We start from the raw sequence: 18,495 nt of genomic DNA, 5'->3' as shown, positions 1-18,495 counted from the left end.
ATGAGTTATACCCCTGAATACTTTTGGAAAAACTTTCGACTTGGTACTGAGATACAGATTTCAGGAGCGTTCATTTATAATGCTCTCTATTTCTTTGACCAAATGGAACATTTCTGCAATGATGAGGAAATATTTGAGTTTTTATATAATACTTCTGTCGGATTAGAACGATTAGAAAAGATTGCAGTTATTTTATTAGAACACGAAGCCGCTATAAATCAGGATGATTTTGAGAAATCTTTGATTACGCATAGTCATTTAGACCTACTCAACAGGATAAAAGAGAAGAAGGAGATAAATCTGGGTAAAATTCACAATAAATTTATTCAGTTATTATCCAATTTTTATAAATCAATGCGCTATAATAGGTATAACCTATCTTCTGTCTATGAACCAAATAAAGATGCACACGAGTTTATAAATCTCATCCAGGAAGGTCTGAATATCGAAATTAAAACCGATATGATATTTGCAACTGCTAACGATGAAAATATTAAGAAATTCATCGGCAAGTTAGTCGGGAAAATAGTAACACAGATATATCAGGTAGTTAAGGAGGAGTCCCGGAATTTGAACCTATACACTTACGAAACAGCGTTTAATTCAAAAGCATATAAGATATTTATGTGTGAGGAATTTACGTTCCAAAAGGAAAACCTTTTTAAGAAAGAAATTCTTATACATCTGCTAAACAACAAAGAAGAAAGCGGCTTTATTGAATTTATAAAGAGTATAGAACCGATACCTTTGGATATGGGGGATGTTCACGAATACGTTAAATATCTTTTGAAGCCCCACAAGAATATTCAAATGCTTGATGAACTGGAAAGCATATATGAAGATGATTTTGATAAAGAGAGAATGGAGATTGTGGAAGTTATCGGCAAAGACAATGTTTCCTTTGAAAGTGAAGATGAAGATTTTTATACTTAAAATACAGAAAATCATGGATTAAAAAATTATAGCCGCAAATTTGCGGCTATAATCGTTTTTTATTCCTCCTTCGGCAATAGGTGGCAAAGGTCGGGATTGTCTTTAATACGCTGTATTTCGTCCTCGACTATCTGCCTGGCCTCGGCTTTGATACGGTCGTAATTCTCCTGTATCTGCTCTTTCAGCCTATCCACGCCGTTCTCATCCTTAAAATCTGTAATAACGGGAATTTTCTTATAAGCCTTTTCTTCGGCGGCGACCCGCTGGCTATCCACTACAATCTCGGCATGGAAAATCTTTTGCTCTATCCGCTCGTCGAAGTTATCCGCAACGGCTCCCACAAACATACCCTGGGTCAATGTAGAAATCTTCGAGGGAGGAATAAGGCTATCCATTTGCGTACTTATGGAAGTGGATTTATCGTTGCGGTTTATTGTCATGGATTGCCGTTTCTGTAATACCTTTCCGAAACGCTCCGAAAGGGTTTTAGCCGTATCGCCGACAACCTGCCCGGAAAAGATATTACCGACTGTGTTCATTATAACCTTCGCCTCCTTGTCGCCGTAATCGCGTACAAGCTGCGAATTATCCTGATAGCCCAAAAGAACACAGACTTTATTGCTTCGGGCGGTGGCTATGAGGTTATCCAACCCCTTAAAATAAATAGTGGGTAACTCGTCAATTATGACGCTGCTTTTCAGCTTTCCTTTTTTGTTAATGAGTTTAACGATACGCGAATTATACAGACCCAAAGCCGCCCCATAAATGTTCTGGCGGTCGGGATTGTTGCCGACTACAAGTACCTTCGGTTCGGCGGGGTTATTTATATCCAGCGTAAATTCATCGCCCGACATGACCCAATATAATTGCGGGGAGATCATGCGCGAGAGTGGTATTTTCGCGCTTGCAATTTGACCCTGGAGCTGATCGGCCGCACCGCCCAACCAGGCATCCATAAAGGGAGAAAGGTAATTTTCCAGTTCCGGGTAGCTTGTCAGGATTGGAAATATTTTCTCGTAGGGCTTGTTCAAAAACTCTATCGCGTGCGGGAAAGTACAATACCGCCCGTCCTGGTAAATCCGCAGAAACCAAATAATTGCTGCAAACAGGATTATCGGCGATTCTACGAAAAAATCGCCCTGCTTGCTGACCCAGGTACGGTTTAAGTTAAGCATGATCGTATAACTACTTTCGTATGCGTCCGAAATATCCTCCATGAAAGAGGGGTTTATGGGGTTACAGCGGTGCGACCTGGAAGGGTCGTCAAAGTTAATTACATAGAACGTCGGCGTAATTTCGTAGCCTTCGCGGTTGTTCAGTAAATGGTTATAGGCAATAGTCGAGAGGTCGGGAAACTTAAAATGTAGGCTAAGCACCCGGCGCCGTACCATATTGCTATAGTCGGTTTCCCAATGCTCGCCTCCGAACCGTACGTACACCTTCCAGCGTATACGGCTCTCCACCAATATATTCAGTCTAAATTGTTCCATAATGGATTTTCTTATGACAACTACCACATACAGCTATCGTTTTCCGCTGTCTTGCAATCATATGTTTCTCCCATTCTTCTTTACCTTGAAGATTTTTGAGTTTACGCACATGGTGCATTTCCAACTTGTCTTTAGCTCCACATAACTCACATTTTTCAGCTTTCAGCCTGTCTATAAGACTGGTAGTGCTGGTATGTATCATTATATTGGGTAAATTGTCTACGCTTTTATCCGAAAATGGACTTTGACGTTTGAAACCTTTCTTGTAAAAACACATTTCTTTTTCCTTTCCTGATTTTGTTTTGTATTTCACGCAGAAGACATTGTTATGCTTGTATTTCTTGCATATTTTCTTCACTTTTGTGCGATACTTGGCAGCAAAGGTCTTGTACATACTGTATTCCATGATGTACCCGAAGTTTGACATTTGTTTAGAACAGTTTTTGGCAATTCCAAAATAATTGTACAGCCCGCGAATTTCAGAATTATACCTTTCGAGGATTTCAAGGTCGTCATTGTGATTAAATTCCGGTCTTGCTTTGGGTTTCCATACTTCCTTTCCATTGTGCTTCTTTATTTGTACAACATCATAGGCAAGCAATTTCTTCTTAATCGCATCTCGTGGAATCTTTATCTCTACGGTTTTACTATAACACCGTTTCAGTCGTCCAATGCTATCCCTTTTGGTATGGTCGGACTTGCGGTTTCGGATATGAAAACCAAGAAAAGCGGCAGGTGTTTCCGAGTGGGTTATAAGCGTTTTCTCGTCAGATAACTCAAGTTTGAGCTTTTCAGAGAGGAATTTCTTAATATCCTCTTTTATAGCTTGAGCATCTTCTTTGCTTCCGATTATACCACAGAGAAAATCATCTGCGTATCTCACATATCTCAATCTCCTATACTCGCTGTCCATTTCATCATTCGGTTCGGTCTGCAATATTAACTTGTCATACTTTTTAACTCTTTCTATTATTGCTTCCCTTTCGGCTTGTGTCGTTACAGATTTCAATTCTTTAGTAGCTCGACCTTTCTTACGTTGATAATGCCTGTACTCTGTTCTCTTCTTTTTTCGTAGCCCTTTTTCAAACTTTGCCGCATATTCAGCCATGTATTTATCTAACCTGTCAAGATATATATTAGCCAGTATCGGGCTAATAATACCTCCTTGCGGAGTTCCGCTATAGGTTCTGTTAAATACCCAATCCTCGATGTATCCTGCATTGAGGAACTTTCTTATTAGCCTGATAAAGCGGTCATCTACTATGCGTTCTTCAAGGATGTTAATCATAATATCATGATTGATATTATCAAAGAAACCTTTAATGTCGCCCTCGACATACCATTTTACCCCACAGAAAGTTATTCCGATTTGTTTGATTGCAGTATGGCAGCTTCGGTGGGGTCGAAAACCATGAGAGCAGTTTTCAAACTGTCCCTCGTATATAGCTTCCAACACCATTCTAACCACTTCTTGCAACAGTTTATCGTTTATTGCAGGAATACCAAGCGGACGCTTTTTTCCATTTCTCTTTGGGATATAAGTCCTCCTTGACGGAATTGGCTGATACGTTTCATCTTTCAATGAATCAATCAGTTTTTCAATACGGGCAAGGCTCATTCCGTCGATGGTTTCACCGTCGGAACCTGCCGTCATGTTGCCTTGTTTCGCATACATACGTTGGTAGGCAACATGATACATTTCCTCGTTAAAGAGAATACGGTACAAACGCTCAAACTTGTAATTCAAGTCTTTGCTATGTCCCATTAGACTGTTTAATACTTTTTCTGGACTCCTCATAATGTCTCTCACATTTTCCGTTAATTGTATTAAAAAATATTGGCTGCCCCCCTTCGCCATTGTGAACCGAACTGTTGCCCAATTCACGTGTACAGGTCATTAACCTGCTCGGACTACTACGGAGGCTCCGTTACCATATCGGATATTCAGGGGCAAACCCCATAGCCTTTACAGGCGTTCCAATTTAGGTAATCCCAGTTTATAGTATGATTAACATTGGCACGACAGATTGTCGGATATGATTTCCACCCTTTACTATATATTATAGTTGCGTCATGATAAGTTCTCGCTCTTCCTACTCTACGACTGCAAAAAGAGTATCATGATATGACGAGTATAGTTACCTTACGTCAAAGTTTCTACAGGAACCGCTTGGATTATCATTCAATCAATTCGGATTTTATCCTCATATCTGCCATTTCATCTACCATTCAGTCGCAGTTTGGTAACTAACTGACTTAGGCGTTTCCGGCGTGCTACACTCCCTGTCGTCTTTCGTTGAACAGATAAGCCGGTGATGATAGGTCGTTTTCAAAGAACACTTGCCTAATCCTTGCCAAAGGGACGATTAATATACTACCTTGACTGGCGCACCATATATATACATTGTGAAGCCCTTTTCTATCTGTTGTTTAATGAATTGGTTTATCACAGCGTATGATTTTCCGCTCCCCGGCGATCCGATACAGACACAGCCCCTCGCAGGATTTACGACATTCGCCCAGCCATTATTCCACTTCTTTTTATAGTAAAAGCGGGTCGGTAGATTTACTGAATATTCGTTTGTAATAAGCCGCGTTTCCTGTTGGAATGATTCGTTTTCAGTATTGAAAACGTCGTCGAACATATTATTTTTAAGTAACCGGGAGAGCCATACGCCGCCCATGAGAAGCAGTATATAACCTGCGGTCATGGTAAAAACGTAAAGCCCTGCGTTTGCCTCCGACGGGAACGGCAGGGCAAGCAGCCACCAGTTAAAGAAAAACAGTATAAAGCCTGCGGTAAGGCTGGCAATGATTTTCGGCCAGGTAATTTTTTCGTCTTTTACGCCCCGTGTGCCGAGGCAGGAAAGCGCGAGGAAAACCACCGCAAAAAGTTTCGTCCACAGGATAGAGGTAAAAAGTCCGGCGGTACGGTTAAAATTCATCAGGATTTTATCGACCACGCCGATATTAAAGCCCAGGTCATGTATTGCCCCGTAGCAAAACCAATATATGTTTATCACTACGAACAATATGGATAGCGCACGCATAAAGTCCATGACTTTAGCCAAACCGCGCAGATCATCTTCATTTTGCATAATCTTAATTTTTTAATGTTGTTTTTACTGTTAAAAAGAATAATAAAAGACACTGCGTGTCCTACATCTGCCTGCCGTAACGCCGTTTCTTCTTCTTGCGGCGGCGGGGTGCAGGTTGGTTATTCTGCCCTTCGGTTTCGGGCGTGAGAATAGAAAGCAGACTGCCAGCCGCTTTACCGACATCGGTAATGCCGGTCTGGGGCTGCTTGTCTTTTCCTTCGGAAGCGGGTACGTTCGGGATATTCTGTGCGGGCTTTTGCAGATCCTCGCGGGGCGAATTATCTGCAAACCGCTGATTAAGGGCGTTGGCCGAAAACTCTTTACCCAGGCGGGAACCGTTTACAACCGTGCGGCTGTTGTGGTCTATAAAAGTCGCTCCATAAATGCGCCCCTGGTCGTTGCGGCGCAATACCACGTCGATACCTTTCTTTCGTAAAGCATCCCGTAACTGACTTTCAGTACGTGATGCTTTAAGGGCGTCGGAAACGGCGGCCTTTGTTCCTTCGGCCAGTTTGCCGGACTTTATCGCCTCCCCGGAACTCTGCATTTTTTCCTCCAGGCGGGCGACCCCTTCACTCTTGCCGAACAGGGAAGATTTAAGGGGCTTGCCGACGCGGTTTCCTTTCTCGTCAAGCGCGGAGTAAACTACCCCCTCGTACTTATTCCCCTGGTTGCTGCCCTCGACCTTCTCCACACTTATATTATATAAGGAGAGCAGGGCGCGGTATTCAGTAATAGACTGGAAGCGGTACATTTCGGAAAGCGGCTTTATGACGTTGGCAACCTGTTTTTTCAGGTTGCCTGCCGAAGCGTCCACCGGGGAAAGCTGCCAGGCTTCCTTTTGGCTTTCGCCTTTGGGGTGCAGACCGTATTTCTGCTCCAGGGCATCGGTAATCTTTTTGCTCCGCTCGTAATCTTTGCTGTCGCTGATTATGGAGCCGTCGCCCCGGACACGGGTAGAAATAATATGTACGTGCTGGCGGTCTATATCCTCATGCTTAAATATCATGTAAGGCTGTCCGCCGAAGCCCATTCTTTCGAGATATTCCCGTGAAATGTCTGCAAGCTGCGCGTCGGTCAGGCGGTCGTCCGGGTGCGGATTGAGCGAAATATGGATTACGGGTTTGCCTGTTGTAATCTGCGAAGGCATAGCCCGCTCGAAATCCCGCACACAATCCGACACGCGAAACTGTCCGTCATGGGGAACAAATACCCGGTTTGTTTCCAGTATTTGCCCTTTTCCCCGGTCTATTTTGTCCTGGTTATAGGCCAATGCGCCGTAAAGGTTGTTGCCTTTGTGAATATCCGCGACCATTTTTTACGGCTGTTCGGTTAAGATTTTACCCTTAAATTCTTCGCAAAGTGTCAGCACTCCGCGACCGATCTGCGCTATTTCTATCGTCTGTTGCTCCAAATTGTAGAGCATCGAAAGCGCTTTTTTCTCGCCGAAAGTCGTATGCAACTGCTTTACGACCTGGTTATAATTCACTCCGACGGAGCGAATTTGCCCGTAAAAAGCGGATAACTTCATTACAAAATCGACTGCCGAGGCGTCGGTTTGTATGACCCGGAACTCCGCCCCGAAGATGCGAGCGGCAATAAAACCGGACAGCGAAGCGACGCCGGACTGTTCGTACATGGTTAAGAACTCGGCGTGCTGGGTGTCTGTCAGGTTTACCGTCAGGCGGTGGGTTGCCGGGTTGTCTTTCGGGGGTCTGCCCCCTTTACCCCGCTGACGGGGTACATTCTTTTGATTCATACTACGGATTTTTTTAAGTGAAACATAAATCCGTTACGGCTCGGCATGGCCGACGCCTATCGAGCGCCGACTTCGGAGGCAAGCGACGCCCCCCGGCAGGGGCAAGGGTTAAGTGCTGCAAAACTCGTTTTGCGATGCACTTAACATACCTTGCTATTTGCCAAAATGCAAATGGATTTTGCCCTGCGGAGGGGCAAAGATTACCCTTAACATTAGCGGGTAAGATTTGTACCGGGGGGCAATGGAGAGAGGGGTACTCCAGGCTTAAATGTGCCCCGAACGAAAGCCGTAACATTTCATGCTGCAAAGTTATCGGCTTATTTAATGCGTTGTATCTCAAAGATTAGCGCCACTCGAAGCCACAAGCGGCCACCACCTTAAAACATGATGTAAGTACCAAAAAGAAGGGTTTAATTTGCCGGACAATCGGCTATGCGGAGGTATGCAGATACGGACAAACGACTGTCCGTAAAAACATATAATCGGCTGTCGGGAAGTACGGATAACCAACCGTCGGGAAATGCGGACGGAGGTAAGAGCGCAAAGCTGAAAAGTCAATCATCCGTTCGTAGGGAGGCCGGGATATACGCCCGTCGGTTGTGAGGGATTGCCGGACGCCCCGGCGACTGTATGGCCGGACAAACGGCACAACGTCCCTACGGTTGTATGTACCAACGCCGGGACGTTGCAACGCAAATACATACATACCTACCTACGTCGGGAGGTATGGCGAGATAATTAATTGATTGTACCACTAAAAAAATCAGAGAATGAAAAAAGAACCGAAGTACGTGGCTTTCTCCACGCAAAAAGGGGGAGCAGGTAAAACAGCCCTGACCGTTTTGGTCGCAAGTTACCTGCATTATGTCAGGGGCTACAATGTGGCCGTTATCGACTGCGACTACCCGCAGCACTCCATTAATGAAATGCGGGAACGCGACCTTAAAATGGTCGAGAGCGACGAGTATTACAAAGGCATGGCCTATGAACAGATTACCCGCCTGGAGGGTAAGAAGTTTTATCCCGTCGTGGAGAGCAGCCCGCAGGAAGCACTAAACGATGCCGAGGCGCAATGCGGACAGGAGGATTACGACTTTGTGTTTTTCGACCTGCCCGGAACGCTCAATAACCGGGATTTAGTGATAGCCCTTGCCAATATGGACTATATCATTGCCCCGATTGCCGCCGACCGGGTTGTAATGGAAAGTACCCTTAATTATATGATCTCCGTAAGGGATAATATAATGAACACGGGCAAGACAAACATTAAAGCCATGTATCTGCTTTGGAACATGGTGGACGGGCGCGAAAAATCCGAACTGTACGACGTGTACGAAAAGGTTATTAAGGAATTGGAGTTTACAACCCTTAAAACCTTTATCCCGAACAGCCTGCGTTTTCGGCGCGAACAATCCGAAACGCGCCGCCCGCTGTTCCGCTCCACCCTGTTCCCGGTGGATAAAACCCTTGTAAAAGGCAGTAATATCGACGCCCTGGCCGATGAACTGCTGGAACTGTTAAAGTAGTCCGGCAATGGCAAAAAGGATAGATACAAACGGGATAGACCCGGATTTAGTGATTAACAGCGCGAAGCCGAGTTACAGGGAAAAGACTTTGACGCCTTACGATCCGTCCGCGTCCGCGTCCACTCCTTCGCCGGAGCCGGAACAAGTGCCGGAGCAACCGCCAGCGGCGGAAGCTATACCCGTGAAAGAAAAAGAAACGCCCCGCGAGGAAACCAGGCGGCGTAAACCGAAGGCGGAGCCGCAGGACTATGTTACCCTGTTTCTCCATGAGGCGGCGATTACGGCGCGAAGCGGTAAAACGGTTTACATCTGCCAGGAGCATCACGACCGGATTGCCAATATACTCCATGTTATCGGCAAAAAAGAAGTGTCGCTGTTCAGCTATATATATAATGTACTGGAGCAGCATTTCGCCACCTATCAGGATGAAATTACCGAACTGTACGAGGGTAACATCAAAAAGATATTTTAAGCTATGGGACGGTATTTCATCTATGCAGTTATGCTTTACGCGCTTGTCGTGGTTATTTACCTGCTTTGGGAGCGGGGCGTAAAGCGCAAGAAAAACGCAGCGCGGAAAAAGGGATATAACCCTTTCAAGACTTCGCCGAAAGAGGATATAATAGGTAAAAGCAAATTTACCCTGCGCCACTCGAAGCCACAAGCTACCACTTTGGAAATCAACGAAAAAGGGATGGAAAATGCCTCTATATTTGCAAATGAAAACGGGCAAACCGTCATACAGGACACTCCGGGCGAAGTCCTCCAAAACCAAACCGGAACGGGTGCTTTACCCGGCCAGTCGGAAGATAATTCAGGCGAGATTGATTTAGTTATCGAAAACGAGCCAGAGGGGGAATTAGATAACGACGAGGACGGGGATTTAGATACCTGGGAAAGCGAGGCGGAGGGGGACGGAGCCGGGAGTAGTATGGCGCAGGGCATTGGCTTCGAGGAACTGGCCGGAATGGTGCGGACGGTAGAAGCTGCCGGAACTGCAACAACCGGGGAGAGGGAGGAAGCCGGGCGGGTGCTGGTCGAGATTCGCAAGACTGAAATCTTTGAACAGATCGCAAACGACGAGCCGAAAAAGAAAGTGGTGTCCTCACTTATGGACGATTACTTTACCGCTTTCTACCGCCAGACGGAAGCCTTACCCGACGGAGCGGTAAAAGCCCCTGCCGATTTTAATGTACGCGGTTTCGCCTAATGTCGAATGTAAAAGTAAAAAAGATGAAAGAAAGAGATTACGGATAGCTGCGGCTACCAACCACTAAAAAAATCAGAGAAGTAAAAAAGTAACAAAAATCCCGGCGGTAAGGGGGAATAATCCCACCCCCTGCCGCCTTAAAAAAATCAAGCAATGACAAAAAAGAAAATCTTATTGTCTGCGGTAGTAATTGTAGCCGCAGCAGCAGACGCTTTCGCCCAGGGTAACGGTGTAGGTGGTATTACGGATGCTACAAACATGGTAACATCGTATTTCGACCCAGGAACGAAGCTGATATACGCCATAGGTGCGGTCGTGGGGCTTATCGGAGGCGTAAAAGTTTACGGCAAGTTTTCCAGCGGCGACCCGGACACGGCAAAAACCGCCGCGTCGTGGTTCGGAGCCTGTATTTTTCTTATCGTGGCCGCGACTATCCTGCGCTCCTTCTTCCTTTAATCACTCCATAAAAAGCAATATTATGGAGTACAATGTAAATAAAGGCATTGGAAAAAGCGTCGAGTTTAAGGGGCTTAAAAGTCAGTACCTTTTCATATTTGCGGGCGGCCTGCTGTCCGTGTTCGTCCTGTTCGTCATTTTCTATATGGCGGGGGTCGATCAGTGGATATGTATAGGTTTCGGGGTTATCTCGGCCTCGGTACTGGTCTGGTTTACCTTCCGGCTCAACGCGCAGTACGGCGAATACGGGTTAATGAAGCTAATGGCAAAACGCCAGCACCCCCGTTACCTTACTAACCGCCGGAACTCGCGCCGCTTTTTCCTCTATCCTAAACGGAAGGAGGTGGCTTATGCGTAACACAATGAAAGCCGCCACCATAGAGAGCAAATTTCCACTGTTGGCGGTGGAAAACGGCTGTATCATCAGTAAGGACGCGGATATAACGATAGGCTTCCGGGTGGATTTGCCCGAACTTTATACCGTTACAAACGCGGAATACGAAGCAATACATTCCGCCTGGAACAAGGCAATAAAGGTGCTTCCCGATTATTCGGTCATTCATAAGCAGGATTGGTTTGTAAAAGAGAACTACCGACCTGCCACCGATCAGGAAGATATGAGTTTCTTATCCCGAAGTTTTGAAAGGCACTTTAACGAGCGCCCCTACCTTAATCATACCGCTTTCCTGTTCCTGACAAAGACGACGAAAGAGCGTATGCGTATGCAGTCGAATTTTTCCAGTCTTTGCCGGGGCAACATTATCCCGAAAGAGGTAAACAAAGACACGGCGCAAAAATTCCTGGAGGCGGTCGGACAGTTTGAGCGGATCGTAAACGATAGCGGGTTTGTAAAGCTGACCCGGCTTTCGTCGGACGAAATTACGGGAACGCCGGATGCTCCGGGGTTGGTGGAAAAATACTTTGCCCTTTCGTTGGACGATACGACCTGCCTGGAAGATATGGAACTCGGAGCGGACGGCCTGCGCATTGGTGCAAAACATATCTGCCTGCACACGGTTTCGGACGTGGAGGACTTGCCGGGAACGGTGGCAACGGATATGCGCTATGAGCGTCTTTCTACGGACAGAAGCGACTGCCGCCTTTCGTTTGCCGCGCCTGTGGGTTTGCTATTGTCCTGCGACCATGTGTATAATCAATACATTTTTCTGGACGATTCGGCAGAAAATTTACGGAGGTTTGAAAAGTCAGCCCGCAATATGCAGTCCTTATCCCGTTACAGCCGGGGCAATCAAATAAATAAGGAATGGATAGACAAGTATCTGAACGAAGCGCATAGCTTCGGGCTTACCTCTGTCCGGGCGCACTTCAACGTAATGGCGTGGTCTGACGATGCGGAGGAACTAAAGCATATCCGTAACGATGTCGGCAGCCAGCTTGCGCTAATGGAGTGCAAGCCCAGGCATAATACAGTCGATGCCGCTACCCTCTATTGGGCGGCTATGCCGGGCAATGCCGGGGACTTCCCTTCAGAGGAAAGTTTTTATACTTTCATAGAGCCTGCCCTGTGTTTCTTCACACAGGAAACGAACTATAAAAGCTCTCCGTCGCCTTTCGGTATCAAAATGGCCGACCGGGTTTCGGGCAAGCCTATCCATGTGGATATTTCGGATTTGCCGATGAAACGCGGAATTACCACCAACCGAAATAAATTCGTGTTGGGGCCTTCCGGCTCCGGCAAGTCCTTTTTTATGAACCACCTTGTAAGGCAGTATTGGGAACAGGGCACACACGTAGTCCTGGTCGATACGGGTAACAGCTATCAGGGGCTTTGTGAAATGGTGCGCCGGAAAACCAAAGGCCAGGACGGTATCTATTATACCTATACCGAAGAAAGCCCCATATCCTTCAATCCCTTTTACACGGACGATTATGTTTTTGACGTGGAAAAGAAGGACAGTATTAAAACGCTGCTCCTGACGTTGTGGAAATCTGACGACGACCGGGTAAGCAAGACGGAAAGCGGGGAACTCGGCAGTGCGGTATCGGCCTATATCGAACGGATCAGGGCAGACCGCACTATCGTACCGTGCTTTAATACTTTCTATGAGTATATGCGGGACGACTACCGCCGGGAACTGGAACAGCGCGAGATAAAAGTAAGCCTCCAGGACTTCAATATCGACAATATGCTTACCACCCTGCGGCAATACTACAAAGGTGGCCGTTTCGACTTCCTATTGAACTCGGCGGAAAATATCGACCTGCTGAATAAATCCTTTATCGTCTTTGAAATTGATTCCATAAAAGAGAACAAAGAATTGTTCCCTGTGGTAACAATTATCATTATGGAGGCTTTCATAAACAAAATGAGGCGGTTAAAGGGTGTCAGAAAGCAACTGATCGTCGAGGAAGCCTGGAAAGCCCTTTCGTCCGCGAACATGGCGGAATACCTAAAGTATATGTATAAGACTGTCCGGAAGTATTTCGGGGAGGCCATTGTCGTAACGCAGGAAGTGGACGACATCATTGCCTCGCCGATTGTCAAGGAAAGCATCATAAATAACTCCGACTGTAAAATCCTTCTCGATCAGCGCAAGTACATGAACAAATTTGATTCGATACAGGCGCTTTTGGGACTGACCGAAAAAGAGAAGGGGCAAATTCTGTCTATCAACATGGCGAACAATCCGAGCCGGAAATATAAAGAGGTTTGGTTTGGCCTGGGCGGGGTGCAGTCTGCGGTTTACGCTACCGAGGTAAGCATGGAGGAATATATGACCTACACGACCGAGGAAAGCGAAAAAATGGAGGTATTCAAAAAGGCCGAGGAACTGGACGGAAACTATGAACTGGCAATAAAACAGGTTGCCGAGGCACGGCGTAACGGATAAAAGGAGGTAGCCATGTTCAGCAAGTGTAATATATCCGACCCGTGCGCCGTGCATTTGGATTTCAACCTGTGGGAAATCACGGGACGTTGGGTAAGCCCGGACGGTATGCCTGCGGTAACTGTTTACCGCAACACTTCCCGCAAGCGGGGAGGCATCCGGCTCTGTCTTACTTACAACAACCCGCAGGTAGTCTGCGACTGTACTGTGTATTGTGTGTTCGGTCAGTATTACATAGACCTGTACGGGCGTATCGGAATTGCCTACGACCGGGAGCGGGAGATGCTATTGCTTTCCTCTTTCGGCGAATATGTACGGGCGCAGGAGTAACCTACGGGCTACTCTCGCCCTTCAATCAAGTATTAACGAATTAATAAGTAAAACAATGAAAAAGATAATTGTATGCCTCACGGTAGCCCTTGCTTTCTGTGGATTCGAGGCAAAAGCGCAATGGGCGGTTATCGACCCGTCCAACCTGGCGCAAAACATTCTTACGGTCGGTAAAACGGGAACGACTGCCACCAACGTAATTAACTCCTTCAAGGAAATGCAGAAGATATACAGCCAGGGAAAGGAGTATTACGACAAATTGCAGGCGGTACACAATATCATAAAGGACGCCCGGAAGGTTAAGGAAACGGTGGCAATGGTATCGGAAATTTCGCAGATATATTCCAGCAATTTCAATAAGATGCTTTCGGACAAAAATTTTACTGTCGCGGAACTGGAAGCCATATCGAATGGATATACGATACTGCTAAAGGAGAGCGGCAACCTTATTACCGATATTAAAAATGTTGTTTCCGGCTCTAACGGGCTTTCCATGACGGACGCCGAGCGTATGGGGATAATAGATAATATCCATACGAAAATGCTGGAATACCGAAACCTGGTTAAATACTTTTCAAAGAAAAGTATATCCGTTTCATTCATCCGCAGCCAGGAAAAGGGCGATATGGAACGGGTACGCGCCCTGTATGGTGATCCTTCCGAAAGATATTGGTAAGCCATGACATTATTAGCAATAGATTTCGATAACCTGCATCAAGTTCTACGGAATTTGTATCAGGAAATGATGCCCCTTTGCGGCGACATGATAGGTGTCGCCAAAGGGGTGGCAGGATTGGGTGCGCTGTTCTATGTAGCGTACCGTGTTTGGCAAGCCCTTTCGCGGGCGGAGCCTATCGACGTTTTCCCGCTCCTACGGCCTTTCGCTATCGGGCTTTGCATTATGTTCTTCCCGACTATCGTGCTGGGGACTATCAATGCCGTTATGTCGCCCGTAGTGAAAGGTACGCACAGCATTTTGGAAAGTCAGATAACAGACGTACAGAGTTTACAGGCGGAAAAAGACCAACTGGAATACGATGCGCGGGTACGCGAGGGAAAGGCATGGCTTGTCGATGATGAGGTGTACGACCAAAAGATGAAGGATTTGGGGATATGGGACACGCCGGAGATTATCGGTATGTGGGGCGAAAGGCTTTGGTACGATATAAAGATGTATTTCCGACAGTTAGTCCGGGACTTTTTCGAGTTACTGTTTAATGCCGCTGCCCTGACTATTGACACGCTGCGTACTTTCTTTTTGGTAGTGCTGTCAATATTGGGGCCGCTGGCATTTGCCCTGTCGATTTATGACGGCTTCCAATCCACACTTACAAACTGGATTTCCCGGTATATCAGCGTGTATCTATGGTTGCCTGTGGCCGACCTGTTTTCGGCTGTCCTCTCCAAAATACAGGCGCTTATGCTGAAAGCGGATATAGCCTTACTCAAAGACCCGTCCTATGTGCCGGACGGCGGAAATGGCGTGTATATAATCTTCCTGATTATAGGAATAATCGGTTATTTCTCAATTCCGACCGTTGCGGGCTGGATTATTCAGGCCGGGGGCGGCACGGGTACGCGCGGAGTAAATACGGCGGCAGGCAAAGGGGCTGCAATGGCCGGAGGTGTTGCCGGAGCCGCTGCGGGCAATATATCGGGCCGCTTATTAGGTAAAAAATAGACAGACACATAGTGTCCTTTATTATTGAAACACTTAAAAATCATGGAGTTCAAAAGTTTAAAGAATATAGAAACATCATTTAAGCAAATACGTCTTTTCGGTATTGTGTTCCTGGTGTTGTGCGCTGGCATTACGGGTTATTCCGTATGGTCGTCGTACAGCTTCGCCGAGGCACAACGCCAGCGTATTTATGTAATGGACGGGGGCAAAAGTTTAATGCTTGCGCTTTCCCAGGATATGACACAAAACCGCCCTGTGGAGGCACGCGAACACGTCCGCCGCTTCCATGAGCTGTTTTTTACTCTTTCGCCCGATAAATCGGCCATTGAAAGCAACGTAAACCGGGCTTTGTTCCTGGTGGATAAAAGTGCTTTCAAATACTATCAGGATATGGCCGAGAAGGGATATTACAACAGGATTATATCGGGGAACATTAATCAGATCGTACAGGTGGATAGTATCGCCTGTAACCTGGACGTGTACCCCTATACTGCGGTAACATACGCCCGGCAAATGATTATCCGCCAGTCGAACATTACCGAGCGCAGCCTGGTAACGCGCTGTAACCTGATTAATTCTGTAAGGAGCGACAATAACCCTCACGGTTTCACTATGGAGCGTTTCGAGATCGTGGAAAACCGGGACATCCGGGTAACAGAAAGGTAAAGTTATGGCAAAGAAATTTTTTAAGAACATCGGCGAGCATATAGAGGATTTCCTGCGGGGTATATGCGGCAGGATAACGCCCGACAAAAGGGTAATCGTAATCCTTACCATGCTTGTCGTGTTCAGTGGCCTTTCTATCTACATGACCGTTTCCTCGATTTACAATTTCGGTAAGGATAAGGGCGAACGGATGCAGATAGAAGCCCTTAAACTCCAACTGGAGCAGCAAAGGGACAGTATTAACCAACAAAATTTATATGAGTATGAGCCAACAGAATAATAACGAAGGGCAAAAGCCACAGGAAGCGCCCGCGCCCGAAGTAAAGCAGGAGGTTAAAAAGGAGCCTCCGAAGTCGGCATCGGGCAAAAAGGAACTGACGCCCGCCCAGATGCAGAAACGGCGGAAAATGCTGGTAATGCCTCTTTTCTTCCTGCTTTTTGCCGGGGCAATGTGGCTGATCTTCGCCCCGTCGAAAAAGGAGGGCGACCAGGCCACAGGTCAGGACGGCTTTAATTCGGAGATACCGACGCCCAAAGACGAAGGTATTTACACGGATAAGCGGACAGCCTACGAACAGGAAGCCATGCGCCAACGGGAACAGGAGAAAATGCGGAGTTTGCAGGATTTTTCCACCATGTTCGAGCAGACCGAAGAACAGAACGAAGGCCAGATACGCATTGCTCCCGAACCACCGGAGTATTACGAAAACCCGGAACTGTCCGGGGGTAATTCCTCCCGGACGCGGGGTAACTCTATCCAGTCCTCCGCAGCCGCTTATCAGGACATAAATAAACAATTGGGCTCGTGGTATGAAGAACAGGCTACGGTGGACGACGGGGCGCAGCTTGCCGTCGAAGCAAGGGTAGAGGAACTGGAGCGCCGACTGGAAGAAGCCGAGGCGGAGAAGGCCGCCCAGGACGAACAAACGGCACTATTGGAAAAATCCTACCAAATGGCTGCAAAGTATATGCCCCAGGGAGCGCAACAGACGGCGGACGAAACGGCTATCGCCGCAACGTCGCGGGATAAGGTAAATATTCAACCCGTGCGCCAGGTGCATCACAACGTCGTTTCGCTACTGACCGCTCCTATGGAAGACCAGGAGTTTATCGACGCCTGGAGCCAGCCCCGGAACATGGGCTTTTATACTGCCGCCGGGAACGAAGGCATAAAGGATAAAAACAGCATCCGCGCCTGTGTCAATCAGACCATTACCCTGACAAGCGGGAAAGAACTGCAAATACGGCTACTGGAGCCGATGATAGCGGGTAATATCCGCATCCCGGCAAATACTATCCTTGTCGGTGCTTGCCGCATAGGTAACGAGAGAATGGAGGTTACAATAAACTCGATACACTATGCCGGCAACATTATCCCGGTCGAATTGCAAGTATATGACCTGGACGGGCAGCGCGGAATATCCGTGCCGGGCAGCGACGAGATAAACGCGGCCAAAGAGATTGCTTCACAAATGGCGCAATCTGCCGGGTCAAGCATTACGATAACCGACGATGCCGGGTCGCAGTTTGCCGCCGATATGGGGAAAAGTCTTATACAGGGAGCGTCGCAGTATGTGAGTAAAAAAATGAGCGTGGTTAAAGTAACCCTGAAAGCCAATTATCAACTGCTCTTACTTCCAAAGACGCAATAAGCGGATAACAAAACGGCCTGTGGCCGCCACTAAAAAAATCAGAGTTAAAAACAAACATTAAAATTATCAGGCAATGAAAAAAATCTTTTTGGTACTCGCCCTTGCGGTGGGTGTAATGACTGCCAACGCGCAGGAGGTCGAAACAAGCGAAAAAACGACGACTACAAGCCCCTCGACGGGCGACTACTTCCAGGGCTACACACGCCCGCTGACTTTTAACCGCATGATACCGCCGTATGCTTTGGAGGTAACATTTAACAAGACCGTACACGTCATTTTCCCGTCGGCAATCCGCTATGTGGATTTAGGTAGTGCGGATCTCCTGGCGGCTAAAGCGGACGGTACGGAAAATGTGTTGCGGGTAAAAGCAGCCCTGCGGGACTTTTCGCGCGAGAGTAACCTGGCTGTAATTACGGAGGACGGTGCATATTATACGTTCAACGTCAAATATGCGGACGAGCCTGTAAAGCTGTCCGTCGAAATGGCGGACTTCCTGCATGACGGCGAGGCGGTAAACCGTCCTAACAATGCCCTGGAAATATATATGAAAGAATTGGGGCAGGAATCGCCGCTGCTGGTAAAACTTATCATGCAGTCGATTTATAAGAACGACCGCCGGGAAATAAAGCATATCGGTAGCAAGCGTTTCGGCGTACAGTACACGCTAAAGGGTATCTATACCCATAACGGCCTGCTGTATTTCCATTTGCAGCTTAAAAACTCGTCGCACGTACCTTTCAACGTCGATTATATCACTTGTGCGCCCGTAAAGGTATCATGATAAATATCTCAATAGCAAGAGATTAGGTAAGTGTTCTTTGAAAAACCTATCATCAACTGACTTA

Annotated in this window: 18 protein-coding genes and 3 pseudogenes; 15 read left to right on the top strand and 6 right to left on the bottom strand. The window is 46.9% G+C overall.

What is annotated here, in order from left to right:
* On the top strand, nt 1-933 hold the full coding sequence (locus tag M2470_RS13345) for a hypothetical protein (protein ID WP_280745495.1): 933 nt from the start codon (nt 1-3) through the stop codon (nt 931-933).
* A gap of 59 nt (nt 934-992) precedes the next feature.
* On the opposite strand, the pseudogene M2470_RS13340 reads toward M2470_RS13345, so the two are convergent.
* Nucleotides 993-2,294 (bottom strand): annotated as a pseudogene (locus M2470_RS13340) (TraM recognition domain-containing protein); the annotation flags it as partial.
* A gap of 115 nt (nt 2,295-2,409) precedes the next feature.
* Nucleotides 2,410-4,221 carry a reverse transcriptase domain-containing protein gene (locus M2470_RS13335; RefSeq protein ID WP_280745494.1) on the bottom strand — a complete coding sequence of 604 codons (1,812 nt, stop codon included), beginning with the start codon at nt 4,219-4,221 and terminating at the stop codon, nt 2,410-2,412.
* 327 nt (nt 4,222-4,548) lie between these two features.
* Here M2470_RS13335 and M2470_RS13330 point away from each other — a divergent pair, with 327 nt between their 5' ends.
* A complete protein-coding gene (locus M2470_RS13330; protein ID WP_280745493.1) occupies nt 4,549-4,674 on the top strand; it encodes a hypothetical protein in 126 nt (41 codons plus the stop codon).
* A 142-nt stretch (nt 4,675-4,816) separates the two neighbouring features.
* Here the strand turns inward: M2470_RS13330 and M2470_RS13325 are convergent.
* From M2470_RS13325 to M2470_RS13310, 4 genes and pseudogenes are all read right to left on the bottom strand, one after another.
* Nucleotides 4,817-5,521, bottom strand: a pseudogene (locus tag M2470_RS13325) (YWFCY domain-containing protein); the annotation flags it as partial.
* Nucleotides 5,522-5,582: 61 nt separating this feature from the next.
* Nucleotides 5,583-6,836 carry a conjugal transfer protein MobB gene (gene mobB, locus M2470_RS13320; RefSeq protein ID WP_280745492.1) on the bottom strand — a complete coding sequence of 418 codons (1,254 nt, stop codon included), beginning with the start codon at nt 6,834-6,836 and terminating at the stop codon, nt 5,583-5,585.
* Between the two features lie 3 nt (nt 6,837-6,839).
* Nucleotides 6,840-7,280: a conjugal transfer protein MobA gene (gene mobA, locus M2470_RS13315; RefSeq protein WP_280745491.1), complete on the bottom strand. Its 441-nt coding sequence runs from the start codon at nt 7,278-7,280 to the stop codon at nt 6,840-6,842.
* Between the two features lie 430 nt (nt 7,281-7,710).
* Nucleotides 7,711-7,986, bottom strand: coding sequence for a hypothetical protein (locus M2470_RS13310; RefSeq protein WP_280745490.1), 276 nt, complete (start codon nt 7,984-7,986; stop codon nt 7,711-7,713).
* A gap of 64 nt (nt 7,987-8,050) precedes the next feature.
* Here M2470_RS13310 and M2470_RS13305 point away from each other — a divergent pair, with 64 nt between their 5' ends.
* The 13 genes and pseudogenes from M2470_RS13305 to traN all read left to right on the top strand — a co-directional run.
* Nucleotides 8,051-8,806, top strand: coding sequence for a ParA family protein (locus M2470_RS13305; RefSeq protein ID WP_280745489.1), 756 nt, complete (start codon nt 8,051-8,053; stop codon nt 8,804-8,806).
* A 7-nt stretch (nt 8,807-8,813) separates the two neighbouring features.
* Entirely contained in the window at nt 8,814-9,278 is a 465-nt protein-coding gene (locus M2470_RS13300; RefSeq protein ID WP_280745488.1) for a DUF3408 domain-containing protein, read from the top strand.
* A 3-nt stretch (nt 9,279-9,281) separates the two neighbouring features.
* Nucleotides 9,282-10,016, top strand: a complete 735-nt coding sequence (locus M2470_RS13295; protein WP_280745487.1) for a hypothetical protein — start codon at nt 9,282-9,284, stop codon at nt 10,014-10,016.
* A gap of 153 nt (nt 10,017-10,169) precedes the next feature.
* A complete protein-coding gene (locus M2470_RS13290) occupies nt 10,170-10,472 on the top strand; it encodes a DUF4134 domain-containing protein (protein ID WP_118165395.1) in 303 nt (100 codons plus the stop codon).
* Nucleotides 10,473-10,494: 22 nt separating this feature from the next.
* Nucleotides 10,495-10,830, top strand: a complete 336-nt coding sequence (locus M2470_RS13285; RefSeq protein ID WP_280745486.1) for a DUF4133 domain-containing protein — start codon at nt 10,495-10,497, stop codon at nt 10,828-10,830.
* Entirely contained in the window at nt 10,823-13,324 is a 2,502-nt protein-coding gene (locus tag M2470_RS13280) for a TraG family conjugative transposon ATPase (protein ID WP_280745485.1), read from the top strand. Before M2470_RS13285 ends, M2470_RS13280 begins: the two co-directional genes overlap by 8 nt.
* Nucleotides 13,325-13,336: 12 nt before the next feature.
* Nucleotides 13,337-13,651 (top strand): DUF3876 domain-containing protein, encoded by a 315-nt coding sequence (locus M2470_RS13275; RefSeq protein ID WP_280745484.1) that lies wholly within the window; start codon nt 13,337-13,339, stop codon nt 13,649-13,651.
* A 55-nt stretch (nt 13,652-13,706) separates the two neighbouring features.
* The gene (locus M2470_RS13270) at nt 13,707-14,327 is read left to right on the top strand and encodes a DUF4141 domain-containing protein (RefSeq protein ID WP_280745483.1); all 621 of its coding nucleotides are present in this window, start codon (nt 13,707-13,709) and stop codon (nt 14,325-14,327) included.
* 3 nt (nt 14,328-14,330) lie between these two features.
* Nucleotides 14,331-15,332 (top strand): conjugative transposon protein TraJ, encoded by a 1,002-nt coding sequence (traJ, locus tag M2470_RS13265; protein WP_280745482.1) that lies wholly within the window; start codon nt 14,331-14,333, stop codon nt 15,330-15,332.
* Between the two features lie 42 nt (nt 15,333-15,374).
* Nucleotides 15,375-15,998, top strand: a complete 624-nt coding sequence (gene traK, locus M2470_RS13260) for a conjugative transposon protein TraK (RefSeq protein WP_280745481.1) — start codon at nt 15,375-15,377, stop codon at nt 15,996-15,998.
* Between the two features lie 4 nt (nt 15,999-16,002).
* On the top strand, nt 16,003-16,278 hold the full coding sequence (locus M2470_RS13255; RefSeq protein WP_280745480.1) for a TraL conjugative transposon family protein: 276 nt from the start codon (nt 16,003-16,005) through the stop codon (nt 16,276-16,278).
* Nucleotides 16,262-17,650, top strand: a complete 1,389-nt coding sequence (traM, locus tag M2470_RS13250) for a conjugative transposon protein TraM (RefSeq protein ID WP_280745479.1) — start codon at nt 16,262-16,264, stop codon at nt 17,648-17,650. The genes M2470_RS13255 and traM overlap by 17 nt, the downstream gene beginning before the upstream one ends.
* Before the next feature lie 73 nt (nt 17,651-17,723).
* A pseudogene (gene traN / locus M2470_RS13245) lies at nt 17,724-18,407 on the top strand (conjugative transposon protein TraN); the annotation flags it as partial.
* Nucleotides 18,408-18,495 lie beyond the last annotated feature (88 nt).

The sequence above is a fragment of the Parabacteroides sp. PH5-46 genome (assembly GCF_029892785.1).
Taxonomy (GTDB): domain Bacteria; phylum Bacteroidota; class Bacteroidia; order Bacteroidales; family Tannerellaceae; genus DFXE01.
This window is presented reverse-complemented; position numbering and strand designations above follow the sequence as displayed.

What these genes read in the sequence shown, in the direction of transcription:
- M2470_RS13255 (WP_280745480.1), top strand. Translation starts at nt 16,003, where the DNA reads ATGGCAAAGAAATTTTTTAAGAACATCGGCGAGCATATAGAGGATTTC.
- M2470_RS13310 (WP_280745490.1), bottom strand. Translation starts at nt 7,986, where the DNA reads ATGTATGTATTTGCGTTGCAACGTCCCGGCGTTGGTACATACAACCGT.
- traK (WP_280745481.1), top strand. Translation starts at nt 15,375, where the DNA reads ATGGAGTTCAAAAGTTTAAAGAATATAGAAACATCATTTAAGCAAATA.
- mobA (WP_280745491.1), bottom strand. Translation starts at nt 7,280, where the DNA reads ATGAATCAAAAGAATGTACCCCGTCAGCGGGGTAAAGGGGGCAGACCC.
- M2470_RS13335 (WP_280745494.1), bottom strand. Translation starts at nt 4,221, where the DNA reads ATGAGGAGTCCAGAAAAAGTATTAAACAGTCTAATGGGACATAGCAAA.
- M2470_RS13280 (WP_280745485.1), top strand. Translation starts at nt 10,823, where the DNA reads ATGCGTAACACAATGAAAGCCGCCACCATAGAGAGCAAATTTCCACTG.
- traM (WP_280745479.1), top strand. Translation starts at nt 16,262, where the DNA reads ATGAGCCAACAGAATAATAACGAAGGGCAAAAGCCACAGGAAGCGCCC.
- M2470_RS13300 (WP_280745488.1), top strand. Translation starts at nt 8,814, where the DNA reads ATGGCAAAAAGGATAGATACAAACGGGATAGACCCGGATTTAGTGATT.
- M2470_RS13305 (WP_280745489.1), top strand. Translation starts at nt 8,051, where the DNA reads ATGAAAAAAGAACCGAAGTACGTGGCTTTCTCCACGCAAAAAGGGGGA.
- M2470_RS13295 (WP_280745487.1), top strand. Translation starts at nt 9,282, where the DNA reads ATGGGACGGTATTTCATCTATGCAGTTATGCTTTACGCGCTTGTCGTG.
- traJ (WP_280745482.1), top strand. Translation starts at nt 14,331, where the DNA reads ATGACATTATTAGCAATAGATTTCGATAACCTGCATCAAGTTCTACGG.
- M2470_RS13285 (WP_280745486.1), top strand. Translation starts at nt 10,495, where the DNA reads ATGGAGTACAATGTAAATAAAGGCATTGGAAAAAGCGTCGAGTTTAAG.
- mobB (WP_280745492.1), bottom strand. Translation starts at nt 6,836, where the DNA reads ATGGTCGCGGATATTCACAAAGGCAACAACCTTTACGGCGCATTGGCC.
- M2470_RS13290 (WP_118165395.1), top strand. Translation starts at nt 10,170, where the DNA reads ATGACAAAAAAGAAAATCTTATTGTCTGCGGTAGTAATTGTAGCCGCA.
- M2470_RS13330 (WP_280745493.1), top strand. Translation starts at nt 4,549, where the DNA reads ATGACGAGTATAGTTACCTTACGTCAAAGTTTCTACAGGAACCGCTTG.
- M2470_RS13270 (WP_280745483.1), top strand. Translation starts at nt 13,707, where the DNA reads ATGAAAAAGATAATTGTATGCCTCACGGTAGCCCTTGCTTTCTGTGGA.
- M2470_RS13275 (WP_280745484.1), top strand. Translation starts at nt 13,337, where the DNA reads ATGTTCAGCAAGTGTAATATATCCGACCCGTGCGCCGTGCATTTGGAT.
- M2470_RS13345 (WP_280745495.1), top strand. Translation starts at nt 1, where the DNA reads ATGAGTTATACCCCTGAATACTTTTGGAAAAACTTTCGACTTGGTACT.